At 71.1% G+C, this 21,204-nt stretch carries 23 protein-coding genes and 1 tRNA gene; 10 read left to right on the top strand and 14 right to left on the bottom strand.

Going from position 1 to position 21,204, the window contains the following annotated elements:
* Nucleotides 1-87: 87 nt before the first annotated feature.
* From glpX to METY_RS02835, 5 genes are all read left to right on the top strand, one after another.
* Nucleotides 88-1,098 carry a class II fructose-bisphosphatase gene (gene glpX, locus METY_RS02855; RefSeq protein WP_103119890.1) on the top strand — a complete coding sequence of 337 codons (1,011 nt, stop codon included), beginning with the start codon at nucleotides 88-90 and terminating at the stop codon, nucleotides 1,096-1,098.
* Between the two features lie 57 nt (nucleotides 1,099-1,155).
* Complete coding sequence (recJ, locus tag METY_RS02850) at nucleotides 1,156-2,991, top strand: single-stranded-DNA-specific exonuclease RecJ (protein ID WP_103119889.1); 1,836 nt, start codon at nucleotides 1,156-1,158, stop codon at nucleotides 2,989-2,991.
* Nucleotides 2,992-3,144: 153 nt separating this feature from the next.
* Nucleotides 3,145-3,819, top strand: coding sequence for an exopolysaccharide biosynthesis protein (locus METY_RS02845; RefSeq protein ID WP_103119888.1), 675 nt, complete (start codon nucleotides 3,145-3,147; stop codon nucleotides 3,817-3,819).
* A 62-nt stretch (nucleotides 3,820-3,881) separates the two neighbouring features.
* Nucleotides 3,882-3,956 (top strand) — tRNA-Glu (locus METY_RS02840).
* Nucleotides 3,957-4,125: 169 nt separating this feature from the next.
* Nucleotides 4,126-4,326: a hypothetical protein gene (locus METY_RS02835; protein ID WP_103119887.1), complete on the top strand. Its 201-nt coding sequence runs from the start codon at nucleotides 4,126-4,128 to the stop codon at nucleotides 4,324-4,326.
* A 43-nt stretch (nucleotides 4,327-4,369) separates the two neighbouring features.
* On the opposite strand, the gene METY_RS02830 is transcribed toward METY_RS02835, so the two are convergent.
* Complete coding sequence (locus tag METY_RS02830) at nucleotides 4,370-5,029, bottom strand: hypothetical protein (protein WP_244593496.1); 660 nt, start codon at nucleotides 5,027-5,029, stop codon at nucleotides 4,370-4,372.
* 260 nt (nucleotides 5,030-5,289) lie between these two features.
* Here METY_RS02830 and METY_RS02825 point away from each other — a divergent pair, with 260 nt between their 5' ends.
* Nucleotides 5,290-5,562 carry a hypothetical protein gene (locus METY_RS02825; protein WP_103119885.1) on the top strand — a complete coding sequence of 91 codons (273 nt, stop codon included), beginning with the start codon at nucleotides 5,290-5,292 and terminating at the stop codon, nucleotides 5,560-5,562.
* A gap of 70 nt (nucleotides 5,563-5,632) precedes the next feature.
* On the opposite strand, the gene mdcH is transcribed toward METY_RS02825, so the two are convergent.
* From mdcH to METY_RS02785, 8 genes are all read right to left on the bottom strand, one after another.
* Nucleotides 5,633-6,559: a malonate decarboxylase subunit epsilon gene (mdcH, locus tag METY_RS02820; protein WP_103119884.1), complete on the bottom strand. Its 927-nt coding sequence runs from the start codon at nucleotides 6,557-6,559 to the stop codon at nucleotides 5,633-5,635.
* Nucleotides 6,553-7,170, bottom strand: coding sequence for a malonate decarboxylase holo-ACP synthase (locus METY_RS02815; RefSeq protein WP_103119883.1), 618 nt, complete (start codon nucleotides 7,168-7,170; stop codon nucleotides 6,553-6,555). The genes mdcH and METY_RS02815 overlap by 7 nt, the downstream gene beginning before the upstream one ends.
* Complete coding sequence (mdcE, locus tag METY_RS02810; RefSeq protein WP_244593495.1) at nucleotides 7,161-7,979, bottom strand: biotin-independent malonate decarboxylase subunit gamma; 819 nt, start codon at nucleotides 7,977-7,979, stop codon at nucleotides 7,161-7,163. Before mdcE ends, METY_RS02815 begins: the two co-directional genes overlap by 10 nt.
* Nucleotides 7,976-8,818, bottom strand: a complete 843-nt coding sequence (locus tag METY_RS02805; RefSeq protein ID WP_103119882.1) for a biotin-independent malonate decarboxylase subunit beta — start codon at nucleotides 8,816-8,818, stop codon at nucleotides 7,976-7,978. The genes mdcE and METY_RS02805 overlap by 4 nt, the downstream gene beginning before the upstream one ends.
* Complete coding sequence (locus METY_RS02800; protein ID WP_103119881.1) at nucleotides 8,815-9,102, bottom strand: malonate decarboxylase subunit delta; 288 nt, start codon at nucleotides 9,100-9,102, stop codon at nucleotides 8,815-8,817. The genes METY_RS02805 and METY_RS02800 overlap by 4 nt, the downstream gene beginning before the upstream one ends.
* Nucleotides 9,103-9,105: 3 nt before the next feature.
* On the bottom strand, nucleotides 9,106-10,080 hold the full coding sequence (locus tag METY_RS02795; protein WP_200819580.1) for a triphosphoribosyl-dephospho-CoA synthase: 975 nt from the start codon (nucleotides 10,078-10,080) through the stop codon (nucleotides 9,106-9,108).
* A 123-nt stretch (nucleotides 10,081-10,203) separates the two neighbouring features.
* Nucleotides 10,204-11,850: a malonate decarboxylase subunit alpha gene (gene mdcA, locus METY_RS02790; protein ID WP_103119880.1), complete on the bottom strand. Its 1,647-nt coding sequence runs from the start codon at nucleotides 11,848-11,850 to the stop codon at nucleotides 10,204-10,206.
* A 144-nt stretch (nucleotides 11,851-11,994) separates the two neighbouring features.
* The gene (locus tag METY_RS02785; protein ID WP_103119879.1) at nucleotides 11,995-13,353 is read right to left on the bottom strand and encodes an SLC13 family permease; all 1,359 of its coding nucleotides are present in this window, start codon (nucleotides 13,351-13,353) and stop codon (nucleotides 11,995-11,997) included.
* Between the two features lie 237 nt (nucleotides 13,354-13,590).
* On the opposite strand from METY_RS02785, the gene METY_RS02780 reads away from it, so the two are divergent.
* On the top strand, nucleotides 13,591-14,301 hold the full coding sequence (locus METY_RS02780) for a GntR family transcriptional regulator (protein WP_200819579.1): 711 nt from the start codon (nucleotides 13,591-13,593) through the stop codon (nucleotides 14,299-14,301).
* A 94-nt stretch (nucleotides 14,302-14,395) separates the two neighbouring features.
* On the opposite strand, the gene METY_RS02775 is transcribed toward METY_RS02780, so the two are convergent.
* The 4 genes from METY_RS02775 to METY_RS02760 form a co-directional block, all read right to left on the bottom strand.
* Nucleotides 14,396-14,899 carry a hypothetical protein gene (locus METY_RS02775; protein WP_244593494.1) on the bottom strand — a complete coding sequence of 168 codons (504 nt, stop codon included), beginning with the start codon at nucleotides 14,897-14,899 and terminating at the stop codon, nucleotides 14,396-14,398.
* Between the two features lie 231 nt (nucleotides 14,900-15,130).
* Nucleotides 15,131-16,036 (bottom strand): PhnA-like protein, encoded by a 906-nt coding sequence (locus METY_RS02770; protein ID WP_103119877.1) that lies wholly within the window; start codon nucleotides 16,034-16,036, stop codon nucleotides 15,131-15,133.
* A 97-nt stretch (nucleotides 16,037-16,133) separates the two neighbouring features.
* Nucleotides 16,134-16,313: a CsbD family protein gene (locus METY_RS02765; RefSeq protein WP_103120122.1), complete on the bottom strand. Its 180-nt coding sequence runs from the start codon at nucleotides 16,311-16,313 to the stop codon at nucleotides 16,134-16,136.
* A 142-nt stretch (nucleotides 16,314-16,455) separates the two neighbouring features.
* Nucleotides 16,456-17,955: a helix-turn-helix transcriptional regulator gene (locus METY_RS02760; RefSeq protein ID WP_103119876.1), complete on the bottom strand. Its 1,500-nt coding sequence runs from the start codon at nucleotides 17,953-17,955 to the stop codon at nucleotides 16,456-16,458.
* A gap of 337 nt (nucleotides 17,956-18,292) precedes the next feature.
* Here METY_RS02760 and METY_RS20765 point away from each other — a divergent pair, with 337 nt between their 5' ends.
* Complete coding sequence (locus METY_RS20765; RefSeq protein ID WP_146035647.1) at nucleotides 18,293-18,748, top strand: hypothetical protein; 456 nt, start codon at nucleotides 18,293-18,295, stop codon at nucleotides 18,746-18,748.
* 217 nt (nucleotides 18,749-18,965) lie between these two features.
* On the opposite strand, the gene METY_RS02755 is transcribed toward METY_RS20765, so the two are convergent.
* A complete protein-coding gene (locus METY_RS02755; RefSeq protein WP_103119875.1) occupies nucleotides 18,966-19,892 on the bottom strand; it encodes a LysR substrate-binding domain-containing protein in 927 nt (308 codons plus the stop codon).
* A gap of 117 nt (nucleotides 19,893-20,009) precedes the next feature.
* Here METY_RS02755 and METY_RS02750 point away from each other — a divergent pair, with 117 nt between their 5' ends.
* Nucleotides 20,010-20,807, top strand: a complete 798-nt coding sequence (locus METY_RS02750; protein WP_103119874.1) for a type 1 glutamine amidotransferase domain-containing protein — start codon at nucleotides 20,010-20,012, stop codon at nucleotides 20,805-20,807.
* Between the two features lie 77 nt (nucleotides 20,808-20,884).
* A complete protein-coding gene (locus METY_RS02745) occupies nucleotides 20,885-21,181 on the top strand; it encodes a putative quinol monooxygenase (protein WP_103119873.1) in 297 nt (98 codons plus the stop codon).
* The last annotated feature ends 23 nt before the right edge of the window (nucleotides 21,182-21,204 follow it).

The following is a 21,204-nucleotide window of genomic DNA, read 5'->3' as shown; positions in this document are numbered from 1 at the left end:
CGACGAGACCCCGGCGAACCGGGGCGGAGCGGCGCGAGCCGCAGGGGACGAAACGTGGCGAAGAAGGCGACGGCTCTCAGAGCCGAATTGGAACCGGAAGGGCAGGGCCTCGGCCCGCTCGACGCGAACGACGCGATCGATCGAGCGCTGACGATCGAGCTCGTCCGCGTGACCGAGCGCGCGGCCGTGGCCGCCGCGTTCTTCCGCGGACGGGGCGACGAGCGCGCCGCCGACCAGGCCGCCGTCGACGCCATGCGGCGCGAACTCGACCATCTGTTGATCCGCGGCGTCGTGGTGATCGGCGAAGGCGAGCGCGACGAGGCCCCCGTGCTCTGGATCGGCGAAGAGGTCGGCTCGGGGCAGGGGCCGCGCGTCGACATCGCGCTCGATCCGCTCGAAGGCACCACGCTCTGCGCCAAGGCGCAGTCCAACGCCATCTCGGTGCTCGCGATCGCCGAGGCGGGAACGCTGCTGAAGGCCCCGGACGTCTACATGGACAAAATCGCGATCGGGCCGGGCTACCCCGCCGGCACGGTCGCCCTCGGCCGCTCGCCGCAGGAGAACGTCGAGAGCCTCGCCCGGGCCAAGGGCGTGCCGGTGCGCGAGATCACCGCCTGCGTGCTGGACCGGCCGCGCCACGCGCGCCTGATCGACGCGATCCGCTCCACCGGGGCCGCGATCCGGCTGATCACCGACGGCGACGTGGCGAGCGTGATCCACACCACTGATCCGGACGAGACCGGCATCGACATCTATCTTGGCGTCGGCGGCGCGCCTGAGGGCGTCCTCGCCGCGGCGGCGCTGCGGTGCACCGGCGGCTACATGCAGGGCCGGCTTCTGCTCGACTCGCCGGACGCGCGCCGCAAGGCCGCCGCCGCGGGCATCTCCGACTTCAGCCGTGTGTACGAGCTGAACGACATGGCCCGCGGCGACGTCATCTTCGCGGCGACCGGCGTCACCGACGGCGGCTTGCTTGCGGGCGTGCGCTTCGGCCGTCGGGCGATCGTGACCGAGACGCTCGTCATGCGCTCCTCGACCGGCACCAGCCGCCGGATCCGGGCCGAGCACGCCCGCACGGAGAAGTTCCACCTCGACTGAGATGCGGGCTATCCCGAACGCCATGGACTATGTTGGGCCCATGGAGAATCAACGTCCATGATCGCCCCGACCGCCGCGGCGACCGCGCTGCGGAGCGATCCGTCCGACGCGTTCCTGGGCGTCGTCGCGTCCTTCGGCGGACGGGCCTGGCGGGACCGGCTCGACGCGCGCGGCCGAGCGCTGTCCGCCGAGCTCGTTCGCGACCACGGCTACGGCGACCTGCTCGCCCGCGTTCTGGCCGGTCGCGGCGTGACGAGCGAAACCGCGGTCGGCCACCTCGACCCCTCGCTCCGCCGCCTGATGCCCGATCCCGACACGCTGACGGCGATGCCGGCGGCGGCGGGCCGCCTCGCCGACGCCGTCGAGCGCGCCGAGACGGTGGCGATCTTCGGCGACTACGACGTCGACGGCGCGACCTCGACGGCGTTGCTGGCGGAGTTCCTTCAGGCCGCCGGCGCCGCGGTGAAGACGCACATTCCGGACCGGATCTTCGAAGGCTACGGCCCAAACGTCGGCGCGATCGACATGCTGGCGGACGGCGGCGCGACGCTGCTCGTCACCGTCGACTGCGGCTCCACCAGCCACGAGGCGCTCGCCCACGCCCGGTCCCGAGGCCTCGACGTGATCGTCCTCGACCATCACCAGGTCGGCGAGGCGCTCCCCGACGCGACGGCGCTGGTGAACCCCAATCGCCAGGACGACCTGTCGGGTCTTGGCCACCTCGCGGCCTGCGGCGTCGTGTTCATGACGCTTGTGGCGGTCACCCGAGAGCTGCGTCGCCGCGGGTTCTGGGCGGCGCGGGGAGGCGAGCCCGACCTGCTCGCCGCGCTCGATCTGGTCGCGCTCGGCACCGTCGCGGACGTGGTTCCGCTCAAGGGCCTCAACCGCGCCTTCGTGGCGAAGGGGCTGATCGCGCTGCGCTCGCGGTCCCGGCTAGGCTTGCGCGCGTTGATGGACGTCGCCCGGCTCGACGGCCCGCCGACGCCCTACCATCTCGGCTATCTCCTCGGCCCCCGCGTCAACGCCGGCGGCCGCATCGGCGACGCGGGGCTCGGCGCGCGGCTGATGCTCTGCGACGACGAGGAGCGCGCGACGGCGATCGCCGCCGAGCTCGACCGGCTGAACGGCGAGCGGCAGGCGATCGAACGGGCGACGCTCGCCGAGGGCGAGGCCGAGGCCTGGGCCGCGCTCGGACCGGACGAGGAAGCGGCGCAGACTGTCGTCGTCTCCGGCGAAGGCTGGCATCCGGGCGTCGTCGGCCTCGTCGCCGCGCGGCTGAAGGAGCGCTTCCGCCGCCCCGCCTTCGCCATCGCCTTCGGCGCGGACGGGACCGGCGTCGGCTCCGGCCGCTCCATCCTCGGCGTCGATCTCGGCGCTGTGGTGCGCGAGGCGGTCGCCGACGGCCTGCTGGTCAAGGGCGGCGGCCACGCCATGGCGGCGGGCGTCACCCTGAAGGCCGACCGGCTCGGCGTCTTCCGCGGGTTTCTCGAGGACCGCCTGAAGGGCCACGTCCTGCGGGCGCGGGCGGACCGCTCGCTCGCCGTTGACGCCGCGCTCACCGCCGCCGCCGCGACCCCGGACCTCGTCCGCGAGCTCGAGCGCGCCGGGCCGTTCGGCTCCGGCGCGCCGGAGCCGGTGCTGGCGCTCGCCGACCACACGGTCTCTTCGGCCGAGGTCGTAGGGCAGGGCCATGTGCGCCTGCGCCTCAGGGCAGGCGACGGCGCCTCGGTGGGCGCGATCGCCTTCCGCGCGGCGGACGCCGACCTCGGCCGGGCGCTGCTCTCGGCCCGAGGGGCGAAGATCCACGCCGCGGGGGCGCTCGGCGTCGACCGCTGGGGCGGTTCGGAGCGGGTGAGCCTCCGCCTGATCGACGCCGCGCCGGGCGGACGGTGAGCGGGCCGCATTGAATGGCGCGACGCGAGCGCCATCTCTCGACGCGAAGGTGCATGGGTCGGAGGGCGAAGCGCCACGCGATGTTCATGTTTCCATCGTTGAGTGGCCCCGAAGGTCGCCGGATTGCGCGGCGGCCAGCTCCCCAGAGGTTGAGTGACCGACGTCGCCAGCTCCCCGCCGCCCGCCTCCGTGCGCGCTAAAGACCCGCATGGGCCGCATCGCGGCTTCTCGCAGGTGCTGCGCGAGCTCGCCGACAGCGAGCACGAGCGCATCAGCATCGGGCGGATCCTCGAGGCCTTCGGCGATCGCGCCTTCGGGGCGCTCCTGCTGCTGTTCGCGCTCCCGAACGCGCTGCCGATGCCGCCCGGCACCTCGGCCATCCTCGGGGCGCCGCTGTTCTTCATCGCGCTGCAGCTGATGATCGGGTCCCAGCGGCTCTGGCTGCCGCGCTTCATCACCGAGCGCTCGCTGAAGCGCGAGGACTTCCGCACCCTCGCGGCGAAGGTCGAGCCCTGGGTCGCGAAGCTCGAGCGCCTGCTCAAGCCGCGCGCGGAGGTCATGACGAGCTACCTCGCGGACCGCTTCACGGGGCTCGCCTGCTTCGTTCTGGCGTTGATCCTGGTGCTGCCGATTCCCTTCGGCAACATGCCCCCGGCGATCGCGATCTCCGCCTTCGCGCTCGGCATCATCGAGCGCGACGGCGTCGCCATCGGCGTCGGCTGGGCGGCGACCGCGGCGAGCTTCGCGATCCTCGCCGCCTTCTCGACGGCGATCGTCAAGCTGATCGAGACCTTCGCGCAGCCTGTTCTCAGCTTCTTCGGTTTCTGAGCGCGGCGGCCCGTTCCGCGCTCTTGCCCGCCGCGGCGAACCCCCCTATACGTCCCGTCGCCGCGCCCTTCGTCTATCGGTTAGGACGTCAGCCTTTCACGCTGAAAAGACGGGTTCGACTCCCGTAGGGCGCGCCATTTCATCAAAAATGCTTTGCATCCGCGCCGGCTTGTCGCCTTCCCAAGGCGCGGCTTGGGTCGGGTGGGTCTGGGCCTGATAGGGTCGTTCCGCCCGTCGTTCGCTCCCGCCGCTCGGGCGGGGTCGGATGAAGCCCGCTCGCGCCAACGTCCCGGGAGACCTCAGTCCATGTCTCAGACCCTCGACCCCGTTCAGAGGCCCCAGCGTCATCGCGCCTCGTGGAAGGCGCGGCTTGGGCCGGCGTCCTGCGAGGCGGAGATCGAGATCTCGAGCGGCGGACTGCTCGCGGTCGGCGCGCTCGTCAGCGCGATCCTCCTCTCGGTCGCGCCGGTCGTGTGGGCGTCGACCCGCGAGCGGCGTCGCCTCTGAGCGTCGAACGCTCTCGCCTCCGCGCCGCTGACCGCGGCCCTCTTCACCAGCGGAAGCGCAGGCCTACCGTGCCGTACTGCGCGCCGCCGCTCGTGTTGTCGAACACCGCCAGCTCGCCGCCGGAGCGGTGGTGGAAGCGGAACACCAAGTCGACGTCGGGGTGTTTCACCGAGCCGAAGGTGACCTCCGGCGAGAGGTAATGCAGCAGTTGCGACTGTCCGCCCGGCGATTTCTGGACCTCGTAGCGCGGGACGTCGGACGCCCAGTTCAACCCGGTCGAGATCGCGACCGACGTGCGGACCACGTCGCTCCAGGGGAAGCTCTTCCATCGGAAGTACAGCGCGGTCCAGGCCTCAAACTCGTCGAGCGAACCGAAACGCTTGGCGGCGCCGACCTCCGTCTCGATCGCCCAGAGCGGGCCGTAGGTCACGACCTCGCGGGAAAACGCGCCGCCCACGATGCCGGAATCGCCGTAGCGCCAGCTCGTCGGCGGCAGGCCCCGCGTCACGTAGATCGACGACATCGAGCTCTTCACGAGCGCGCCAACGAAGCCAGTGACGGCGCAATCCATCTGGCATGGCCCGAAGGGCGAGCGATATTCCAGCTCGTAGGCGCCGACGCCCTGCGGAACCGCGACTCCGATGCCTACCGCCGCCATGAGCCCGGTCAGCGTCGTCAGTCTAGGTCTCACGCAGGTACGCATCACTGTATGCTCACGGGTGTTTTCAGTCGCCCAGCGGTACTATAGCGCGGTTCTCCTAGACGCCCAGCGGGCCAGATGTCGAACGCTCGCCCGCAGCGCTGTCGGCCGCACCGCGGGTGAGCGGCGTCGGCCGCGCCGCGGGTGAGCGGCGTCGGCCGCGCCGCGGAAACGTCGGCGCAAGCGAGTTGTCATGCAACAATCTCGGCGCTGCGGTGTTCTAGCCCGACTGACATGATCGGATCGGGGACGACATGCCGAAAATGGCTCAAGCTGCGCGGGCGACGCTGGCTCAGATCGCGACGCCCGATGCTCCGGTCGTTTTCGACGGCGAGGTGCTGAGCGCGCTTCATCGAGAAAAGATGATCGTGTTCTCGATGTTCGGGTGGCGGCTCACAAGCGGCGGCTGGTCGGCGCTGATTGGCTCCGCTGGCGGCTGTCATGTCCCGCGCGTCGCGGCTCAAGCCTCGTCCGAGGCGTCGGGCGTCCCGCGTAGACGGGCCAGCGATCTGCGCGCGCCTCACGGGCTCGACTGAGGCCTCGGGCTTCTGGTCTTCGCACGACGGCTCACGCCACGGAATGAGAACGCGCCCCGCGCGGGTCACCTTACCCGCGAGGGGCGGTGGCCAGGACGCAGGCGGACCGCAATGAGACCTGATCGAGCGCGCAGGTCCGAATGTCCGGCAACGTCTCCGCCGTCAGGTCGCCGAGCGTGGATCCCGCCGGCGTTTCGAAGGCGAGTTCGACCCCGAGCTCTCCCAGCAGCCGCGCCGTGTCGCGCCAGCGGACCGGCTCTGCGACGTTGGCCGCGAGATCGTCGCCGATCGCCTCAGGCGCCCGCAGCACGCGGGCGCGGCGGGCGCTGACATAGGCGATCGCCGGAGCGCTCAGACGCACATCGCGCAGGGCCTCCCTCAAGCGCTCCGCGACCGGCGCGACCAGCGGGCAGTGGGAGGGCGTCCGCACGTTCAGCCGCTCCGCCTTCCGCGCCCCGGCCTCGAGCGCAAGTTCGGCCACGCGGGCGAGCGCGGCGTCGGCGCCGGACACGACGATCTGAAGCTCGGCGTTTCGGTTCGCCACATAGACTGGACCGGTGGCTTGCGCCTGTTCTACGAGGCGCGCGACGGCGCCTTCCCGCAGGCCGATGATCGCCGTCATGCCGAAGCCTTGCGGGTGGCTCTCCGCCATCAGCCGGCCGCGGAGCGCGACGAGCGTCAGCGCGTCCTCGAACGACAGCGCGCCGGCCACGACCGCCGCCGGAAAGGCGCCCACGGAGTGCCCCGCGACGAGGTCGATCGGCGCGCCCTCGGCGATCAGCGCGCGCGCCGCGGCGACTCCCGCGATCGTGAGCGCGAGCTGCGCGCCGTCGGTGCGCGACAGCGCGTCGACGTCGTCGAGCTCCCGCCAGCCGCGGCCGAGGAGCGCGCTCGCCTCGTCGCGCGCGGCGTGGACCGCGGGATGGTCGGGGAGGGCGGCGAGCATGCCGGCGCGCTGCGAGCCCTGGCCGGGAAACAGCAGCGCGGTCCTCAGCATGTCGCCGTGACCCAAAGTTCGGCGTGGGAGGCGAGGCGCGGCCCCTGCGGGGTGCGCAGCAGAACTTGGGGGGAGTCGCCCAGCAGTTCGTCCAGCGCGACCGCGCCGGCCGGCGTCTCCACCACGAGGTCGACCCGCAGCGGAGCGCGGGCCGCGGCCGCGGACACGGCGGCGAGGGCGGCCATGTCGGGGACGCCGTCGAAGCGCAGCACGAGGTCGAGGTCGCTCGCCGCGGTGAGCGCCGGGCGCCCGGTCGCCAACTCATAGCCGGCCGCGCCGGCGGGCCCCCCCGGCAGCCCCGCGGCGTCGAGGACGGGCCCGAGCTGCGCCAGCGCCGCGAAGGCGGGATGGGCTCGCGGCGGCGGGCGATCACGCAGGTCCTCCGGGCTGAGGCGCTCGGCGACCGCGGCTTCCGCGACGACGGCCGCGAAGCGTTCGGCGCGAGAGTTTCCGCGGACCCCGACCGCGATCCGGCCTCGCACGAACCCCGCGCGGCGGACCACGACCCACGGCGCGGCGGCCAGCGAGCGCGCCACCCAGTCCGGCGCGTCGACGGCCTCGAGCGCGGCCGGCGTCCTCAGGCGCAGCAGGTCGTGCGGCCTCACCCCCATTGCGCGGCGAGGGCCTCGCGCACCCGGATGGACGCCGCGCGATTCTCGCGCGCCTCCGGCGACGCCAGCCGGCTGGAGAGGTCGCGCGGGCGGCTCCGGGCGTCCGCAATGGCGTCCGCGATGCGCGCCGTGACCTTGGCCGCGTCCTCCGCGCTCGGCGCGTCGGCGTCAACGCCGCCGATCAGCTCGTGCACCAGCCCGAGCTTCGCGAAGGACCGCACGTCGTAGGCGAGCGGCAGGATCTCCTCGCCGAGCGTCTCAAGTTGCTCGACGCTGCGCTTGGTCACCCGGGCGGCGGCCTGTTTGCCCATGGCGTGGATCGAAATCTTCGGATCGTCGAGGGCCAGCACGCGGTTGGCCTGGTAGCCGTGGGCCAGGAACGCCCCGGACAACGCGCGCCCCACCACCAGCGACACCACGGGATGGCCCGCGAGCCGGGCGCTGGCGTAGGCGTCTGCCGCCGCGGCGCAGGCGAGGTGGATGCCGTAGAGCTCTTCGGCGCGGCCATAGGCCTGGCTGGGCACGTCGACGATCGCGAGGATCGCGCGCTTTTCCGGTCCGAAGACCTCGCGCACCCGTGCGGCGACGCCCCAGCCCTCGTCGAGCCCGACCTCCCCCTCGCGCGCCCGCGGGAAGCGGTTGTCGGGATTCGTCACGACGGAGATCACCCGCACCGTGTCGCCGCCGATCGCGACGTCCGCCGCGAGCACGGAGGCGGGGCCGCCGTCGAGCCGGGCTGCCCCGCCGGCGATCGCCTCGAACCAGGTCCGCCCGCGGCTCGACAAGGCCGCGCTCATCGTCGCGCTCATGGCCGATCTCCCATCCAGAGCTTGCGCAGCGCCGGGCCCTCCGGAGTCGCGGGGAGGCGCTCGAGCCGTCCGCGCCAGAACGCGATCCGCTCGCTCTGGTGCTCCGCAGGCTGCCCGCGCTCGAAGGCGGCGCGGACCGCGTCCGCCAGCGCGTCGGCGTCGTCCGCGACGAGATCGTCGGCGAGGCCCACCGCGTGGCGCTGCTCGCCGCCGGTCAGGCTCCAGATCAGCGGCCGGTCCCGGCTGTCGAGCTCCTCGACGCCGGCGTTCTGCTCGATCACCTCCGGGCCGTTGAGCCCGAGGCGGGCTTGGCGCGTGACGATGAGCCGGCTCACCAGTCCGGCGGTGATCCCCATCCCGCCGAAGCAGCCGATCATCCCCGCGATGACGCCGACGACGGGCGCGTGTCGGCGCAGCGCCACCACGGCGGCGTGCACGTCCGCCATGGCCGCGAGGCCGAGGTTGGCCTCCTGCAGCCGCACGCCACCGGTCTCAAACACCAGCACCGGGCGGATCGGCTTTCCCGCCTTGGCGTCCTTCGCCGCAAGCTCCAGCGCGCCGGCGATCTTGGCGCCGGAGACTTCGCCGGTGCTGCCGCCTTGGAACGCGCCCTCGATCGCGATCGCCACAGCCGCGACGCCGCCGATCGTCCCGCGCGCCACCACCACGCCGTCGTCCGCCTGCGGCACGATGTTCTGCCGCGCGAGCCAAGGGCTCTCGATGCGGTCGAAGGGGCCGAGCAGCTCGCGGAACGAGCCGTCGTCAAGCAGCGCGCGGGCGCGCTCGCGGGCGTTCAGCTCCACGAAGCTGGTGCGGCTCATCAGGGCGGGAACGCTCATGCCTTGGTCCTTTCCAGCGCCTGGGCGAGACGAAGGCTGACGACGCCCGGCGTCGCGCCGGAGTCGTTGATCTCGATCCGGGCGGCGACGGGATGGCGGGCGAAAAAGCGCGCCAGCGTCGCGCGCCAGACCTTCTCAAAACCGTCCACGCTGGTGCGGACGGAGACCACCGTCTCGTTGGAGGGCTCCATCAGCACCTCAAGATCGCCGGAGGCGACAACGCCCACATGGGCGCGTCCGGCGAGCGGCGCGTTGCCTGAAAAGCGGAGTTCGAAGCGTTCCATGGCTCAGGCCTCCCTGCTGCAGGCGTCATCGCGGACAAGCGGCGCAAGCCGCGCCGATCCGGGATCGTGTGCAGGCGCGGGCGCCTCTTCCGGAGCGCGATCCCGGCTCTTCGCTTCGCTGCGGCCGGGATGACGGCAGGCGTGGAGCGCGCCGAGCAGCAGCGCCGCCGCCAGCATGTCGGCGCTTCCGCCGGGCGAGACGTTGAGCGCGAGCAGGCGGCGGTCGAGCGCGCGCAGCGCCGTGCCGCCGTCCACTGTCGCGGCGCCGCCGGCGGCGATCACGACGCGCGCCCCGAGACGCGCCACTCTCAGCGCCCGCCTTCCGCCGCGGTGAAGCAGGCAGGTGTCGTCGAGCCCCGCCATGGCCGCCATCAGCCCGTCGAGACGGGCGGCTGTCTCCGAGGCGCCGCGTGCGCGGCTTGCGCGCAGGGCGTCGAGCGCGGCCAGCGCATGCGGAAAGCCGGCCGCCGCCTCGCCGCGCGCGCCGCCGACGCCGTAGGCGCGGCAGGCGACGGCGCCGTTCAGCTCGACGTCGGGGGCCGCGCCGTCGGGAAAGCGCGCGATGGCGCCGGCCGTCGCGCAGATCTCGGCGGCCTTAGCGCCGGAGCCTTCGAACGTTGCGGCCGCCACGATCAGGCCGAGCGCGAAGATCGCGCCGCGGTGCGTGTTGACGCCGCCGGTCGCGGCGAGCATCGCGGCCTCGCCGTCGCGGCCGATGCGGGCGAGCGTCTCGCGCAAGGCCTGTGAGGGCCTCTCGCCTTCCGCGGCGTGGGCGAGCGCCGCGAAGGTCGGGCGCAGCGCCTCGGCGGAGGCGAGCAGCGTGTCGAGCTCCATGTCGGCGTGGGAGCCCGCGCCTCGCCGGTCGACGAGGCCGGGCTTGGGGCTGAGCTCCGCTTCGGCGATCAGCGCCGAGACGGCGAGGTCGGCCAAACGGTCGGCGCGCGCGCCGCCGTCGTGCACGCCTTTGCGGGCCTCCACGACTTCGGCGTCGTGCGCGCCGGAGGAAGTCGTGGAGACCCGCGCTGCGCGCGGGCATGACGGCGCGGTTCCGAACCGGGACCGAATGGATATGAACGGCGACGTCGACGCATCCATCATCGCTCAAAAGCTCCTGAACTTGGCGGGCGGGGCGTACAGCCCGCCGGACCATTCGACGAGGTCCTCGATGGTGCGCGCCGCGAGGAGGGAGCGGCTGGCCTCGGTGGGATCCACGCCGAGGTCCTCCGGGTAGGCCACCAGGCCCTTGGCGCGCAGGTCGTCGGTGCGGCGCGGATCGTGGCGCAGGCCGATTGGGCTGACGCCCGCGACCGCCGCCAGCGCCGCCCGACGCTCGTCCTCGTCGGCCGCAAGGTAGAGGTAGGCGACGCCTTCCTCGGTGACCACGTGGCTGACGTCGTCGCCGTAGATCATGACCGGCGCGATCGGCATCCCCGCAGCCCGTCCGACGCCCACGGCGTCGAGCTCCTCCACGAAGGTCGGCACGCCGCCCGACTGAAAGGTCTCCGCCATCTGCACGACGAGCTTCTTGCCGCGGGCGGTCGGGGAGGGGTCGGTCTTCATGTCGAGCCAGGCCCTGCTCGAATGCCGCCGGCCCCCGGGGTCGTGGCCCATGTTGGGCGCGCCGCCGAAGCCGGCCAGCCGGCCGGCGGTGACGGTCGAGGAGTTGGCGTCGCCGTCGATCTGCAGCGTCGCGCCGATGAACATGTCGACGGCGTATTGGCCCGCGAGCTGGCACAGCACCCGGTTCGACCGCAGCGAGCCGTCGCGGCCGGTGAAGAACACGTCGGAGCGCGCGGCGATGTAGGCCTCCATGCCGACCTCGCCGCCGAAGCAGTGCACGCTGTCGACCCAGCCGCTCTCGATCGCGGGGATCAGCGTCGGGTGCGGGTTTAGCGTCCAGTGCCGGGCGATCTTGCCCTTTAGCCCGAGGCGCTCGGCGTAGGTCGGCAGCAGCAGCTCGATCGCCGCCGTGTTGAAGCCGATGCCGTGGTTGAGCGAGACCACGCCGTGCCGCTCGTAGACCCCGCGGATCGCGAGCATCGCCATAAGGATGTGCTGCTCGGTGATCAGGCGGGGGTCGCGGGTGAACAGCGGTTCGATTGCGGCCGGGCGGTCCGCCTTCACGACGAAATCCACCCAGTCGCCGGGAATGTCGACGCGCGGCAGTTCGTCGACGATCTCGTTCGCCTGCGCGATCACGATCCCGCCGCCGAAGGCCGTCGCCTCCACGATGGTCGGCGTGTCCTCGGTGTTGGCCCCGGTGTAGAGATTGCCGCGCCGATCGGCCTTTTCGGCCGCCACCAGCGCGACGCGCGGCGTCAGGTCCACGAACATGCGGGCGTAGAGCTCGACATAGGTGTGGATCGCCCCGACCTCGAGCGCGCCGTCCTCCAGCAACTGCGCGACGCGCAGGGACTGGGGGCCGGCGTAGGCGAAGTCGATCTTCTTGGCCACGCCGGTCTCGAACACGTCGATCTGCTCGGGCCGCGAGATCGACGAGATCAGCATGTGCAGGTCGCGCACCTTTTCGGGGCTGACCTTTGCGAGCGAGCGCGAGAGAAAGTCTGCCTGCTTCTGATTGTCGCCCTCGAGCGCGACCCGGTCGCCGGAGACGAGGACCGCCTCCAGCGCCGCGACCATCTCCGCCGCGAGAAGGACCTTGCCGTCCGCATGCGCTTCGACCGCCCGCACACGGCGCAGCTTGTCGTCGCGGCGGGTCGACCAGGAGCGGGGTGAGGCATCGATCATAGAGGTCGGCCCTTCCAAGGTTGGCTCGTCATGCCCCGGCGTGTCCGGGGCATCCAGGGTTCGGCGTCGACGACGCAGGGCGTCCGGGCTGGATCCTCCGGACAAGCCGGAGGATGACGCGCCTCTGGAAGGCGCCGCACACTGTCACAGCACCACGAACAGGAACCAAACCACGAACGGCGCCACGAGCGTGACGATCGCCCCGTAGAGCAGCAGCTGGCGGAAGAAGCCGTCGCGGGAGCCTTCGGGCGAGTTGGCGAGGACCAGGGCGCCGTTGGTGGAGAACGGGCTCACGTCCACGATGGTGGAGGACACCGCCATCGCCGCGATGAAGCCGATCGCGCCGACGCCGGTGTCGCCCTGGAGAAAGGGCACCGCAAGGGGGATCAGCGACCCGAGCACCGCGGTCGAGGAGGCGAAGGCCGAGACCACGGCGCCGATCAGGCACAGCAGCAGCGCCGCGGTAAGCGGCGAGGCGAGGCCCGCGACGCCGTCGGCGACGTAGGAGATCGTCCCCATCTTCTCCATCACGCCGACATAGGTGCTGACGCCGGTGATCAGCACGATCTCGGGCCAGGTCACCTGCGCGATGGCGCGGCGCTGCAGCGTCGGCGCGACCAGCGACAGCGCGAGGCCGATCGTGATGGCGCAGAAGCCGATGTCGATGTTGATGGCGAGCGTCAGCACGGCGAGCAGGATAAGGCCGCCCAGCGTCAGCATCTGGTAGGCGCGGTTGTCCGCCATGGGGTCGGCGTCGGTCTGCGTCTGGCCGGCCGCGATGCGGCGCTCGGCCGAAATGGCTTCGGTCTCGGCGTCGCCGTAGCGCGGCTCGTTCCGGGGCGGGCGGCCGTAGCCGCCGACGGGCGCCCCGTTGGCGCTCGCGGTCTCGACCCGCGCGCCGAACAGGCGCCGGCCGCCGAGCACGGCGAACAGCAGGGCCGCGACGGCCGCGTTGACGGCGAAGCTCGCGGCGAAGGTCACGAGCGGATCCATCGGCAGCCCCGCCTTCGCCACCACGCCGTTGGTGATGCCGCCGTAGATCGAGATCGGCGAGAAGCCGCCCGCCTGGGCGCCGTGGATCACCATGAGGCCCATCAGCAAAGGCGAGATGCCGTACTTGATGGCGAAGCCGAGCGCGATCGGGGCGATGATCGCGACCGCGCCGGGGCTGACCGCGCCGACCGCCGTCAGCGCCGCGGCGACCAGGAACATGATCCAGGGGATCATCACGACCCGGCCGCGGACCGCCTTCACCGCGAGCCGCACCAGCCAGTCGATGGTGCCGTTCGCCTGGGCGATGGCGAAGAGATAGGTGATCCCGACCAGCGTCAGGAACAGGCCGGAGGGGAAGAACCCGATGATGGCCTTGGTGGTGAGGCCGGCCACCAGCGTGCCGAGCAGGAAGGCGCCGGCGAAGGCCAGCACGCCCATGTTCACCGGCAGCAGCGTCGCCACGACGAACATCGCGCCGAGGCCGACGATGGAGAGGAGCTCAGGCGTCATGGCGGGCGCTCCGGGAGGGAAGGAGCGGTGGGGCGTACGGGAGGGCGAGCGCGAGCCCGCCGCCTCCCGGATCGCGGGGGGCGCTGGTCATCGTCGGCGTTTCCTCAGGCTGTTGATTTTTATGCGCTCAGGAAACGCCTCAAAAAATGCAGTGTCAACATTTTCGTATACAAGAAATGCAATTGTGCATGACTGCGCCCGCCGGTAGGGTCGTGGCCGGGCAGCGAGACGAACGGTATGGCGTTGAAGGCGAAGAGGAATGCGGCCGGGCGGCCTTCGGCGGACGAGCTTCCCGTCCGCCGCGCCGACGCGCTCAGGTTCGCGCTCGAGGCCGACATCGTCACGGGCGTCTTCAGCCCCGGCGACCGCCTCGACGAGCAGACGCTGGCCGACCGCTTCGGCGTGTCGCGCACCCCCCTGCGTGAGGCGCTGAGCCAGCTTGCGGCGACGGGGCTCGTCACGCTGCTGCCGCGGCGCGGCGCCTTCGTGGCTTCGCTCGGCTTCCGCGACATCATCGAGCGGTTCGAGGCGATGGCGGCGCTGGAGGCGATGGCCGGCGGCCTCGCCGCGCGCCGCATCGACGGGCCCGGCCGCCGGGCGCTGCAGGCTGCGCTCGACGACTGCCGGGCGGAGGCCGCCGACGGCGACAGCGACACCTACTATCTCGCCAACGAGCGCTTTCACCACGTGATCTACGCCGAGGCGCACAACGACTTCCTGGGCGACGAGGCGCGCCGGCTCCACATGCGGCTGAAGCCCTACCGCCGGCTCCAGCTCCGCGCCGGCGCGCGCGTCGCGACCTCGCTCGCCGAGCACGAGCGCATCGTCGAGGCGATCTTCGCGGGCGACACGGCCGGCGCCGAGCGCGAGCTGCGCGCCCACATCCTGGTGCAGGGCGACCGCCTGAGCGACTTCATCGCGACCCTCGACCGGTCCGGCCTCGGCTGACCCGGCGTCGCACGCAAATCAAGATTGCAACGCATGGCCCCGTCCATGTGCGAGCCGGCCCCTCTGACGCGTCGACGCACGCGCTCCCGGCGCGTCAATCCGAAAGGGGCGATGCCGCCGGATCCGCAACCCGTCCCGTAAGCTTCAGCCACCTTCGGTAGCGCGACGCTTTCGGCGCCGGCACGCCGGCCTCCCGGCAACGCCGCACGGTTTCGCGGTGGGCGGCGGCGATGGCCCCGAAGGGCAGGGGCCGCGCCGACAGCAGCGCCTCGGCGACGGCCTCAAGTATCTCCCGGCGCAGCGCGCCTTCGGAGGGGCGCAGGCGGCCGACGCCCGCCTCCCAGCGCGCCAGTTTCGCGAGTTGCTTCGGGGTGGCGGGCTTGGGCCCGCTCGACGCCGACGCCGCGTCCGCCCGGTCCCATCCTTGAAGCCAGCGCCGGACCTCCGCGCGGTGCGCCATCTCCGTAGGCGCCGCCCGCGGCTCGCCCGCCGCCCGCGCGGCTGCCCCCGCGGCGGCGAGGGCGCCGAGATGGGCGCGCAGCCGTCGCGCGCGCCAGGCGGGAACGGACGTTCCAAAGGCCTCGTCGCCGTCGTTCATCGGGTGGACCGCGGATCGGGCGAAGAGCGAGTGGCCGGCTTGGTCATCGGGTCCCATGGGGGCGCGGGCACCGACCCCTAGCAGATGGCCGCGCCGGACGCGGCCGTGATCTACGCCTCCGGCGAAGAAAAGGGCGAGACCCCATGGGGTCCCGCCCTCCGGCAGGGGCAAAGGGGGGCGGAGCGCCCCTGCCTGCCGTCCAGACCTCGGGAAAGGCCTGGACGATCGGGATCAGACCCGGCGGGCGGCGCGCGTCGCCCGGGGCGCGCCGGCGGCGCCGCCGAGCCAGGCGGCGATCGCCGCGAGCGCGAGGGCGATGAACCCGAGCAGCGCTCCGCGGGACACGACCTTGGCCGTCGTCGCGGCGGCGGCCTGCGCCTGGCGCTTGGCCTCGGCGACCGTCGCGCGGTAGCGCTCCTCATACTGGCCGACCTGGGCGCGAGCCTGCTCGGGGCTGATGTTCTGGGCCCGGGCGAGAGCCTCCGCCGCCCGCGTGCGGGCCTCGTCGGCCTTGGCCGGATCGCCGGTCAGCACCGCCTGCACGGCGGCCGCCGCGCCGGAGCGCAGAGCCTCGGGGTCCTGGCCTGCGCCGGCCTGGCGCACCTCGGTCTCGATCTGCTGCAGCGGGTTCATGGCGGCGATGCTGGGAGCTGCGGCCTGCACGGCGCTGGACGCCGCGCCGCCGACTCCGCCGATCACGCTGGTGAGCCCGCTGAAGGCGCCGCCGACGAGCGCGCCGATCGAGGTGGTGAGGAGATAGAGAACGACAAGCGTGGTCGCGGCCCAGGCGGTCAGGCCGTGCAGGCCGCCGATCGTCTTGGCGGCGCGGCCGGAGAGACGGCTCGCGACGTACCCGCCGGCGAAGGCGCCGATCAGCGCGGCCGCCACGTACCACAGCCCGCCGGCCATAGTGAACGCCGCGGCGCCGGGGTTGTCGCTCGTGCCCGGGTCGATCACGGCGGCGCCGACGCCGACGCCCAGCAGGTTGAGGGCGAACTGGACCGTGAGGGCCAGCGCGACGCCGGCGAACACGGCGCCCCAGGAAATCCGGCTCGGCGAGAACCTGTTAAGCGCGGCCGCGCGGTCGAGATCGGCGCGCGCGAGCGGTGCGCCGCCGGGGATGGAGGTGTCGGTCATTATGGCCCTCCCGGGGCTCTGCAGATTTGTCGGTGCGTCAGGCCGCGCACATGCGGCGGGCAGGGCGGTCGACCACGCGACCGCCCTGCGAAGGCTGTTACTTGCCGGCGTCGCGGACCTTGTCGGCGACCTTGCCGGCCGTCCCCTGGACCTTGCCTTCGATCTTCGTGGCCTTGCCTTCGGCCTCGGTCGTCGTGTCGCCGGTCAGCTTGCCGATGGCCTCCTTCACGGAGCCCTTCACTTCCTTGGCGGCGCCTTCGATGCGGTTCTTGTCCATGATCGTCTCCATCCTTTGCCGATCCAGCGCGGCTGGCGCGCCGCGCCCTCGGCGATGGATGGGAGGTGGGCCGGGAGCACAACCGTCCATAGAGACGCAAAGACCAGGCGAGCTGGTATTTTGGGACCAGACCTGGCGGGCGTCAGCTCTTCGGAGCGCGCCGCGGTTCGGCCGCGGCCTTGCCGGTGATTCCGCGCTCGCGCGCCCACACCACCGCCGCGGCCCGGCGGTTGACGCCGATCTTGCGGAACAGCGACGCCACGTGGTTGCGGACCGTGTTGGTGGAGAGCCCAAGACGGTCGCTCATCGCGACGTTGTCGCAGCCCTCTGAGATCAACCCCAGGATCTGCCGCTCGCGTTCGGTGAGATCGTCGAGCCCGACGCCGGGGCCGGGACGGCGCGAGGTCTGGCGCAGGTTCGCGAGCTTCTCGACCACCGTGCGGCTGAACCACGAGGTGTCGGCCATCACGCTCTCGATCGCCGAGATCAGCTCGTCCTCGCTCTTCTTGCGCTCGGTCACGTCCTGGATGACCCACAGCACGCAGGGCGCCTCGTTGATCTCCACCGCCTCCGCCGAGACCAGACAGTCGATCTCCGCCTCGTCGGCGGCGCGCATGCGCAGCGGCGCGTCCTGCACGCCGCGGCCGTCCTTGAGCGCGGCCTCGACCGCGCGCCGCGCCGCCGGGTCCGTCCACAGCCTGAGGTCGGACGCGCTGCGGCCGACGATCTCGATCTCGGGCGTTCCCGTCATCGCCTCGAACGCGCGGTTGACGTCGATGAAGGCGTGGTCTGGCAAACGGGTGATCGCCATCGCCACGGGCGACAGACGGAACGACTTCGAAAAGCGCTCCTCGCTCTTGCGCAGAGAGATCTCCGCTTTCCGGCGCGGCTCGAGGTCGGCGAAGGTGAAGAGCATGCAGGGCTCGCCCGCCACCTCGATCGGCTGGCCGGCCACGATCGCGGCGCGGCTTGATCCGTCCGGCAGCGGGACCTCCGACTCCATCTGCATGACCGCACGGCCTTCGCCGAGGCGCTCGAAGGCGCGGTCGTGGTTCTCGGCGCCGGAGAAGACGTCGAGCTCGCGGACCGTCTTTCCGATCACCGCCGCCCGGTCGTGGCCGGTCATGTCCATGAACCCCTGGTTCACACGCACATAGACCTGGTCGGAGAGGCGGCAGATCAGGGCGGGCGCCGGATTGGCGTTGAAGGCGCTCTCGAACCGGTCCTCGGCCTCGAACCGTTCGGTCTCGTCCTTGACGATCAGCACCAGCATGTCCGGCGCTCCGGCCGCGTCGATCACGACGAGGCTGCGGATCGTGTGCACCCAGACGCGCTCCGGGTCGGCGCTTGGGGTGACCTCCACCGTGACGTCGTCGAAGCTCTCGCCCGCGATGACGCGGTCAAGCGGGTAGCGGTCTTCCGGAAGCGGGTGGTTGTTGCGGAACCGGAGCCTGAAGCGGGCGCGGTAGCCGTCGACGTCGCCGCCGAGGTCGGAGACCTCGTCGACGCCGTGCATGGCGAGCGCCGCCGCGTTCGCCCAGGAGATGGACTGATCGGGCTCGACCAGGATGACGCCGTCCGTCAGGCCGGCGATGACCTGCTGCAACGAGGCGCGGTCGGGGCGGTGGGGGATGGCGTCCATAGGATCTCCAGGCGGATATGGAGCCTATGTGAGACGCCGCCGCGGAAAGGCGATGGGGATGTGCGGGACGGTACGCCCGCATGGGCGTTCCTGCCCCGTGGACCCGGGGAGCGCGGCGCCGCCCGCCGCGTGTTTGAGCAGCCGCGCCCGTCTAAGCGAACTGCGTTCCACGCGCAAAAATCAGCTTGAGCGTGGCCCCGCACCTGACTTTTACCCCGCATGTTGGAAAGCTTTCTCTCGCCGCCTCAATACAAGTTGGGCGCGAGTGATGCCGAGTATGGTGAGTCGCTGCAGTTCCCTGTATGTCTCGTTACTGATGCAATTGGGGGACCCCGTGATGCGCACACTCGTTCTCGTGCTGGCCTCAGCTGTAGTAGGCGGATGCGTACCGGAGGCCTCGCTAGAAGAAAAGACGGCGGCTCACGCGCAAATCGAACTTGCCGCAGTGCGGGCGACAACACTATTGACGCCAGCTATTGCGGATGAGTGTGCGGCGGCAGCGAACACCAAGTTGCCCGATGGCGATTTCAAGCCGAAAGCCCCGTTGGTAGCCTCTGCTGCCGCTGCCAAATACGTCTGGTCAGGCGCCCATTCGAGTGGCCTCTATTCTACGCGGCCGACGCGCGGCGGGACGTTGGTTGTTTACATTGCGCCGTACGATGAAATTGGCTTGTTTGGCCAAGCGACGAGAGGTATCGGCGGATGCGCTTATGAACTCGTAGGCGACAGGCTGTATATGCTCGAAGGTCTCCGCAGATCCGATTTCGTAAAAACAAGCGTCATTGTAATCTGATTACTGGGCTTGTATGCCATCCCTTGACTCCAAATTAATCTAGACGGTGTGGACGGATTTGGCGGCGGCGCAGCCGGCGCTCGCCTCCTGGGGAGCGGTTCCTGGCCAAACCGGGGGGGACGTCAGTCCTCATTTCGCGGTGAGAATACCGTCGGCAAAGGCCGGAAACCGGGACGGTCTCCGCGCTGACCTCAAAGCGACACGGTCGGAACGGTGATCAGGGGGCAGCCCTGACGGCCGCTGGCGCCTCGAGTTCGCCGATCACTTGCCCGACGAGCGCACGCAGCCAGCGGTGCGCCGGGTCGTGACGGTAGCGGACGTGCCACGCCATCTCGACCGGAAAGGTCCCGAGATCGACCGGCGCGGGCAGGATGCGCAACCGCTGGTCTTGCGCGAGCCGGCGGCAGATCAGGCGCGGCAGCGTCGCCACATAGTCGGTGACCGCGATCATCTCGGCCACCGCGAAGAAGTTGGTGACCGAGAGGGCCACCTCGCGCTTCAGATTCTGCTGCGCCAGGGCCTGAAACAGGCCGGCGCGCATCCGGCCCGGCGGCGCCACGTTGACGTGGCGCATGGTCTCGAACTGTTCGCGCGTGATCGCCTTCCCGATCTCGGGATGGCCGGCGCGCACGACGCAATCCAGTCCCTCGTCCATCAGATGCTGGACCACAAGATTGTCAGGCGGATCAATGATGCGTCCGAGGACCATCGCAGTCGTGCCGGAGACGACGCCCGTCTCAGTCAAGTCGTTGCCGTAAGGCGTCAACCTGAGCTTGACGCCGGGCGCGACTTGGGCGAGCCGCGCCACCAGCGCCGGAACGATGACGAACTCCACGTAGCCATTGGGCGCGATCGTGAAGAGGCGTTCGGCGGTGGCGGGATCGAAATCCTGCTGCCCCAGCACCGCGTCGTCGAGGCTGGCGAGCGCGTCGGCGATGTGCGGGGCGAGTTCGAGCGCGATCGGAGTCGGCTGGATGCCGTAGCGCTCGCGGACGAACAGCTGATCCTTCAGCATCAGCCGCAATCGCGTGAGCGCATTGGAGAGCGCCGGCTGGGTCATCCCCAGCCGCTCGGCCGCGCGCGTGACGCTGCGCTCCTCCATGAGGGCGACGAAGATCGGCAGCAGATTGAGGTCATAGCGCATAAGTTATGCTCTCATGCGTATATCTCAAATCCAAGAAATAAAGTTCTAGAATGACAGGGGAGACCGCATCGTCTGCTCGTCCGGAATGCGGACGAGATCGAGAGACAGGAAGTTTCCATGAGCAAGGGCAAGGTTCTGCTGATCGGCTCCAACGCGACCCGCATCGAGGTGCGGGGCAACAAGTGGGGCGCAACCGGCCAGTATCTGAACGAGACGGTCGTTCCGGCGATGGCGCTCGAAGCGGCTGGCTATGACGTCGTGCTCGCTACCCCAAAAGGGGGCAAGCCGACCATCGACGCCGCGTCGGACGCGCCTGCGCATTTCGAGAATGACGAAGCCGCTTACCGCGCCGCCCGCGACTACTACGACAACAGCCCGGCGATGAACGCGCCGCGCACGCTGCGCGCGGTGATCGACGGCGGGCTGGACCAATATGCCGGCGTCTTCTTCCCCGGCGGTCAGGCGCCGGTGGTCGACCTGATGCAGGACCCGGAGGTCGGTGAGATCCTTCGTCACTTCCACGAGGCGGCCAAGCCGACCGCGCTGCTCTGCCATGGTCCGATCGCGCTGACCGCTGCGATGGACGATCCCCGGGCTTTCCGCGCCGCGCTGATCGCCGGCGCAGACGACAAGGCGCGCGAATGGGCGAAGAGCTGGCCCTATGCGGGGTACCGGATGACGATCTTCTCAGCGACCGAGGAGAAGGTGGTCGAAGACCACATCCTCCATGCGAAGATGTACTTCGACATGCCCCACGCCCTGACCGCGGCGGGCGGCGAGGTCGAGACGACCTCCGTCGATTTCGAGCCGAACGTCGTCGTCGACCGGGAGCTGATCACCGGCCAGAACCCGCGCTCGGATCATCCCATCGCCAAGGCCTTGATCGACGCGCTCGAAGCCCGTCGGGCTGCATGAGAACGAGACGCAACGGCGGAGCGCTGCGGAGGCGCTCCGCCCTTCACATCTATTCAGCTCACGCAGGGACCACCATTGTGACCAGCCACATCAAGATCGTCGCGGTGCTGACGGCGCGCCAGGGCAAAGCCGAAGCGCTGCGCAGCCTGCTCGACGGGATGATCGCGCCCTCGCGCGCCGAGCCCGGCAATCTGCGCTACGACCTCTGGGCGGATCAGGCGCAGCCCGGCCGCTACGTGCTCGACGAACTCTACGAAAACGCCGAGGCCGTCGCCGCCCATCGGGCGAGCTCCCACTTCCAGGCCTATCTGGCGTCCGTCAACGACCTCGCCGAGCGGAGCGCGTTCGCGCTCGATCCGCTGGCGGTCGCCTAGACCCTTCCAGAGACGAGGACCAA

Origin of the sequence: Methylopila sp. Yamaguchi, assembly GCF_002897035.1 — a bacterium.
GTDB lineage: Bacteria > Pseudomonadota > Alphaproteobacteria > Rhizobiales > Methylopilaceae > Methylopila.
Note: the sequence above shows the minus strand (reverse complement) of the source record. Positions and strands in the feature narration are given on the sequence as shown.

Excerpts from the sequence above, each read along its gene's own strand:
- mdcE (WP_244593495.1), bottom strand. The coding sequence starts at position 7,979 with ATGAGCGCGACGATGAGCGCGGCCTTGTCGAGCCGCGGGCGGACCTGG.
- METY_RS02825 (WP_103119885.1), top strand. The coding sequence starts at position 5,290 with ATGGCTCAAGCTGCGCGGGCGACGCTGGCTCAGATCGCGACGCCCGAT.
- METY_RS02815 (WP_103119883.1), bottom strand. The coding sequence starts at position 7,170 with ATGGGGGTGAGGCCGCACGACCTGCTGCGCCTGAGGACGCCGGCCGCG.
- METY_RS02785 (WP_103119879.1), bottom strand. The coding sequence starts at position 13,353 with ATGACGCCTGAGCTCCTCTCCATCGTCGGCCTCGGCGCGATGTTCGTC.
- METY_RS02775 (WP_244593494.1), bottom strand. The coding sequence starts at position 14,899 with ATGAACGACGGCGACGAGGCCTTTGGAACGTCCGTTCCCGCCTGGCGC.
- recJ (WP_103119889.1), top strand. The coding sequence starts at position 1,156 with ATGATCGCCCCGACCGCCGCGGCGACCGCGCTGCGGAGCGATCCGTCC.
- mdcH (WP_103119884.1), bottom strand. The coding sequence starts at position 6,559 with ATGCTGAGGACCGCGCTGCTGTTTCCCGGCCAGGGCTCGCAGCGCGCC.
- METY_RS20765 (WP_146035647.1), top strand. The coding sequence starts at position 18,293 with ATGCGCACACTCGTTCTCGTGCTGGCCTCAGCTGTAGTAGGCGGATGC.
- METY_RS02770 (WP_103119877.1), bottom strand. The coding sequence starts at position 16,036 with ATGACCGACACCTCCATCCCCGGCGGCGCACCGCTCGCGCGCGCCGAT.
- METY_RS02830 (WP_244593496.1), bottom strand. The coding sequence starts at position 5,029 with ATGCGTACCTGCGTGAGACCTAGACTGACGACGCTGACCGGGCTCATG.
- METY_RS02750 (WP_103119874.1), top strand. The coding sequence starts at position 20,010 with ATGAGCAAGGGCAAGGTTCTGCTGATCGGCTCCAACGCGACCCGCATC.
- METY_RS02805 (WP_103119882.1), bottom strand. The coding sequence starts at position 8,818 with ATGAGCGTTCCCGCCCTGATGAGCCGCACCAGCTTCGTGGAGCTGAAC.
- mdcA (WP_103119880.1), bottom strand. The coding sequence starts at position 11,850 with ATGATCGATGCCTCACCCCGCTCCTGGTCGACCCGCCGCGACGACAAG.
- METY_RS02800 (WP_103119881.1), bottom strand. The coding sequence starts at position 9,102 with ATGGAACGCTTCGAACTCCGCTTTTCAGGCAACGCGCCGCTCGCCGGA.
- METY_RS02835 (WP_103119887.1), top strand. The coding sequence starts at position 4,126 with ATGTCTCAGACCCTCGACCCCGTTCAGAGGCCCCAGCGTCATCGCGCC.
- METY_RS02780 (WP_200819579.1), top strand. The coding sequence starts at position 13,591 with ATGGCGTTGAAGGCGAAGAGGAATGCGGCCGGGCGGCCTTCGGCGGAC.
- METY_RS02765 (WP_103120122.1), bottom strand. The coding sequence starts at position 16,313 with ATGGACAAGAACCGCATCGAAGGCGCCGCCAAGGAAGTGAAGGGCTCC.
- METY_RS02760 (WP_103119876.1), bottom strand. The coding sequence starts at position 17,955 with ATGGACGCCATCCCCCACCGCCCCGACCGCGCCTCGTTGCAGCAGGTC.
- METY_RS02755 (WP_103119875.1), bottom strand. The coding sequence starts at position 19,892 with ATGCGCTATGACCTCAATCTGCTGCCGATCTTCGTCGCCCTCATGGAG.